The sequence below is a fragment of the Sulfobacillus sp. TH-112 genome, assembly GCF_057473405.1.
In genome coordinates this window covers 1-4,757 of the sequence record NZ_JBYCKN010000035.1, presented here as the reverse complement: position 1 = coordinate 4,757, position 4,757 = coordinate 1, and the positions used below count along the sequence as shown (strand labels likewise).

At 51.0% G+C, this 4,757-nt stretch carries 4 protein-coding genes; 2 read left to right on the top strand and 2 right to left on the bottom strand.

The window, feature by feature from the left end:
• Nucleotides 1-107: 107 nt before the first annotated feature.
• Nucleotides 108-1,217: a glycosyltransferase gene (locus ACOJWD_RS02300; RefSeq protein ID WP_486991609.1), complete on the top strand. Its 1,110-nt coding sequence runs from the start codon at nucleotides 108-110 to the stop codon at nucleotides 1,215-1,217.
• Complete coding sequence (locus tag ACOJWD_RS02295) at nucleotides 1,214-2,278, top strand: hypothetical protein (protein ID WP_486991608.1); 1,065 nt, start codon at nucleotides 1,214-1,216, stop codon at nucleotides 2,276-2,278. Before ACOJWD_RS02300 ends, ACOJWD_RS02295 begins: the two co-directional genes overlap by 4 nt.
• A 143-nt stretch (nucleotides 2,279-2,421) precedes the next feature.
• Here ACOJWD_RS02295 and ACOJWD_RS02290 read toward each other — a convergent pair whose 3' ends face one another.
• Together ACOJWD_RS02290 and ACOJWD_RS02285 are read right to left on the bottom strand one after the other, a co-directional pair.
• Nucleotides 2,422-3,177, bottom strand: a complete 756-nt coding sequence (locus ACOJWD_RS02290; protein WP_486991607.1) for an SWIM zinc finger family protein — start codon at nucleotides 3,175-3,177, stop codon at nucleotides 2,422-2,424.
• Nucleotides 3,155-4,757: DEAD/DEAH box helicase (locus tag ACOJWD_RS02285; protein WP_486991606.1), on the bottom strand; the 1,603-nt coding region annotated here is incomplete at its 5' end. The genes ACOJWD_RS02285 and ACOJWD_RS02290, both read right to left, overlap by 23 nt.

Here is a 4,757-nt window from a genome sequence, read left to right as displayed (position 1 = left end):
TTCCGCTTTAGCATATATCGGGATGAGACCCATCTGCATACCACCGAGCTACGCTTGTTCACCTGTCTATCATGGGGTCTCGGATCCTTTAGAGTCGGAGGGACGCCATGCCCACCCTATTACACATCCATCCTCAATTGAGTAATACCGAACTTACCAAGCAACCGGGCCTTCTTATGCAAACATTTCATGATCTGTATGGCTATGATAGTGTTATCGCTTGTTACGCCGAGGGAGCATATCCTGACTTAGAATATGTCCCTGATGTGAAGTTGGATAAGATAGTACGCACGGGGTCCGGGCAGAGAGTAGACGTGTTTCGTTACATTGAAACGCATACAGCACCAGATATGCTGTACTTGCAAGGGATATCCGATGTGACTTTTGCTGCACTCAACACCATGAAGAGAAAAAACCCCCATACCGCCACCTTACTGAAGTTGGATGCGAATATTTGGTGGATGAACCAATTAGACCTTACCGAAGAGATGATCGCATTGCTCCAAGGCTGTACCGTTATAGGGGTGGAGAGCTGGACACTCTATGAATATCTAAATCGCAAGTGGCCTCTGGCAATTGATTATGTCCCTCACGGTTACGCGGACTTTGGGAAAGTTGCTGAACCTACCTACCAAGAGAAACGCAACGTGATCCTGACGGTGGGGAGGATTGGTAATTGGCAAAAGGGACATGGCATCTTGCTAGATGCTTTTGCTCAGGTGGCGCCGTACATGCCAGACTGGGAGTTGCGCTTGGTCGGTACCATGGAAGACCGATTTAAAAAAACCTGGGAGCGGTATTTTCGTGATCATCCGGAGTTATATTCTCGCGTACACTGGCTGGGTTTCATTCGCGACAAGGCAATTCTTGCAAAACAGTACCGTGAGGCTAAGGTGTTTTGTTTGAGTTCTCGGTTTGAGGGTGGTGCCCCCAATGTGTTAAATCAGGCGCTCCGCTTCGGGTGTTATCCGATTATAACGGCGATCGACTGTGCGGTCGAGGGGACGGGCGGTGGACGATTTGGTGACACGGTTCCCATTGACGATGTCGATGCCTTAGCAGCCAGACTTTTCGCACGGACTCAGGAAGAGCAAGTACTGCAAGAGAGTTTTTCTGACATTACCGCATATGCCAAGGATTCACTCGATTTAAGGACTATTGTTCCCAGAATCCATTACCTACTTCAACTAAATCAGCCAAAAAGAGGGCGAGGATGATGCCGTATCGAGTGATTGGAGAGGGCGGCCTTTTAGCTCTGTTTGACGAGACAACAGGGAATACACACGAAATTTTGCGGCTCGCGTCGTCTCGTTACACCAATTTTACTATGCGCAGTTCCCCGGCCCTGATGGCAGAGGTCGGTAGATTGGTTCAGAATTATTCTCACATCGAAAGCTTCATCCACCATCATATCAGTTTTCTCAGTGCGGTAGGCATGCTCGGTGTGGTCAGTCAGTACATGACCACAGGACATTATCGCAACGTGAACATCGTAGAACTTGGAAGTGGCTGGGGGGGCATAACCTATTATCTGTGGGGCATCGCGACGGCTCTCTCCCCACGAAATCATCTGGTTACGGTCGACGAATTCTCACTTAGCAGCCGCCATCTTCGTCCCGGAACGGACCCTGATGCTTCATTCTTTCATGTTACTACGCTGCTAGACTGGGCAGGTTCTCCGGATCACGTGAGGATCTGGGATGGGAACCCAGAACGGCTACTGCCATTTTTGGCTCGGAAGAGCACAGACATCGTTGTGCTGAGTCGACCAATGCTTCTTTCCGATGGGGCGATTCACCATTTGGACCGGATTCTCAAACCGGAGGGTCTCTTATGTGGTGTTGAGGGCACTGCACCCTACCAACGGGCACAAGAATGGCCAGAAACACAATGGGGGAGGGTGCATTATCGCGCCGATAGCCTCTGGTCGGCACACCATCGACATGAACCACAATCGTCACCGTTGTTTCTCGGCGAGGAGGATCAACAGCTTCTGGAATCGGTTACGCTGTTACCTCGACAACTGGAGGGACACTCTTGTCAGCAAATGGAAGAGGTGTTGCAAATAGTGCAAAAAGTGGCCGATCGAGTCCGAGATGATCTCGGGACCGGTCCTCGAGGTACACTCAAGTGGAGGACCATGGCGCTTAAATCTCGACTCATCCAGCACCGCTGCCAAGAACGTCTGCCTCATAATAGGATGGATGAGAGTAGCGTGGATGACGATTATGGAAAATGGCGAATGGCCCTTTATGAGGCAGGGTGGCTGTTAGGTTGACGGCATTCGAGATGTGGTCCATGCCGGGCCCGTGGAGGTTTCTATTGAGGACGGGGACGTTAGAATGATGTCGGTGGCAAATGCCAAAGCGTCATTCACCGTGGCAACGTCAGTTACCAGAAGAATATATGAGTCACTTATGGTCATTCCTCGTCGTTGTCGATGTCAATACCGAAAAGCACTGATAGATCCGCATCGGAAGGCTTGGGGATAGTGCGCTGACTGGGGTTTTCCGCTTTTAACCGCAGTCGTTTGCCTTCTTCCGTCACAGCCTGGTCGACAAAATCGTCAAGGTGCACATGCCGTAGCGCAAAGAAAAGCCGCGGGTCCTCATCCAGTCGTGTTCCTACACCATATAATACCGCCGAAACGTGCTTGCAGAGTTTGGCGACATCGGGACACGAGCAGTGAAGGTGAATTTCCTGCGGTGACGGGAACAGTTTTCCCGGTTCCATCAATAAGGTTTCGAGATTCTTCGGGAACACTCCAGTGATTAGGTCCTCTAACGAGGTCAAATATTCTCTCGAGCGATTGACCATGGACTGCCATGCCTTCTCACCTAACGGGTCGATGGTGACCGAGACCCGATAAGGTGTTGGTTCACTGCCTTGAACTAAGGCGCTGACGCTTCCTCTATCTATGGTTAAATCTAGCACTGCACCATGGCGGACGTAACTGCGGCCGCGTTGAATGCGATTCGCATAATCGGCATAGCATTCCAAATTGCGGTTCCAAGATTTCCCCCACCAGGTTGACGCCAATTGTCGCCCCCGGATAGTGACGGGGCGAATGTGAGGATGAGTGATTCTCAGCTGCGCTATGGCTTCTTCCGCCTGTGCGCGTCGTTCACTGACCGAAACATAGGCTGGAAACCCATCATGACGAGAACGGTAGTCCATCGGTATCTCTCACCTCCAACCGGAATAGATTCATCAGCGTCTGGTTGTCCAAATCGCCAATCCAAGTTTCTTGCATTGTCGGGACAATGCTTTGCGATAGTTGACTTTTCTCTCGCATCATCATGTCAATTTTCTCTTCAATTGTACCTTCAGTCATAAATTTATGCACGAGCACCGTCTTCGTTTGGCCGATGCGAAAAGCCCGATCCGTGGCCTGATTTTCTACCGCAGGGTTCCACCAACGGTCAAAGTGAATCACGTGATTCGCTTGGGTCAGATTCAGTCCCACACCGCCCGCTTTGAGAGAGAGTACCATGTAGGGGATATCGTCGGAACTTTGAAAGGCGTCCACCATTATACTGCGCTGCTTCACTGGAGTTTGTCCATGGAGAATAAGTCCTGGAGAAAAGAACACCGACTCAAGAAAATTGGCGAGCGGCTTGGTCAGTTCGCGAAACTGTGTGAACACCAACACGCGTTCGTGACGGTCTCGAATGGTCTCGGCAATCTCTCGGAGTCTGGCAAACTTTCCACTCTCTTGGGGGGTATAGAGGGACTGGCCAAGGTATTGATCGGGGTGATTGCAGATCTGTTTTAATTTCATGAGCGAGGATAAAATGAGGCCTCTACGCTCAGATCCTTCCAGCAGTTCCAGCTTGCGTTCGACCTCTCGAACTACCTCTAAATATAGGGCAGTTTGCGAACGGCTGAGGCGTGCTCGTGCCATCATTTCAATTTTGTCCGGCAAATCGGCAATGACCGCTTTATCGGTCTTTAATCGCCGGAGAATGAAGGGGCTGACAATCCTTCTCAAGGGAGCATACCCTTCAGGGTGATCGCGCAGCGCCTTGGTAAATTGTGTGAACTCTTGGGTCGTCCCCAAAAGACCTTGGTTGAGATAATCGAACAACGACCAGAGGTCGCCCAAGCGATTTTCTACGGGGGTGCCGGTTAGAGCGATGCGAAATCGGGCGGTTAAATTCTTGGCAGCGCGAGCTTGTTTGGTGGTGGGATTTTTAATGACCTGAGCTTCATCCAAGATGACAGCGTCCCAGGTATCCTGATGCATCCACTCCACCCGCGACAACATCGCATAGGTCGTGAGAATGACTTCAGCCGTGTGTTGGGTCGCGCTTTGCGAGAGGCCCGGCATGGATGGATGCTCAACATAGGTGGTAAAGAACGGAGTAAATTTTGTTATCTCTTCTACCCAATTCCCCAATAACGTGGCGGGAACCACCAAAAGCGACCGTAGGGGCTGTTCTTGCTTCAGAGCCGTTAAAAATGCCAGGACCTGCAAGGTTTTACCGAGTCCCATATCATCGGCTAAGAGTGCGCCTAGTCCCAATTGATACATCTGCCATAGCCAGGCAACGCCGCGGACTTGATAATGGCGCAACTGAGCGTTAACCGATGTCGCATAGCTAGGGACGTCTTGGCGGCGGACGTGTTCGCCGAAGTGGTCCATGGTCTGTCGCAACCAATCGCCGTGCGATACTTGGGCAAGCGCGAAGCTCTCGCCTGTGCTGCTGTCTTTTCCCTGGTATAACTCAAAGCGCATGGCATCTAATAGCGTCATC

Excerpts from the sequence above, each read along its gene's own strand:
- ACOJWD_RS02300 (WP_486991609.1), top strand. The coding sequence starts at position 108 with ATGCCCACCCTATTACACATCCATCCTCAATTGAGTAATACCGAACTT.
- ACOJWD_RS02295 (WP_486991608.1), top strand. The coding sequence starts at position 1,214 with ATGATGCCGTATCGAGTGATTGGAGAGGGCGGCCTTTTAGCTCTGTTT.
- ACOJWD_RS02290 (WP_486991607.1), bottom strand. The coding sequence starts at position 3,177 with ATGGACTACCGTTCTCGTCATGATGGGTTTCCAGCCTATGTTTCGGTC.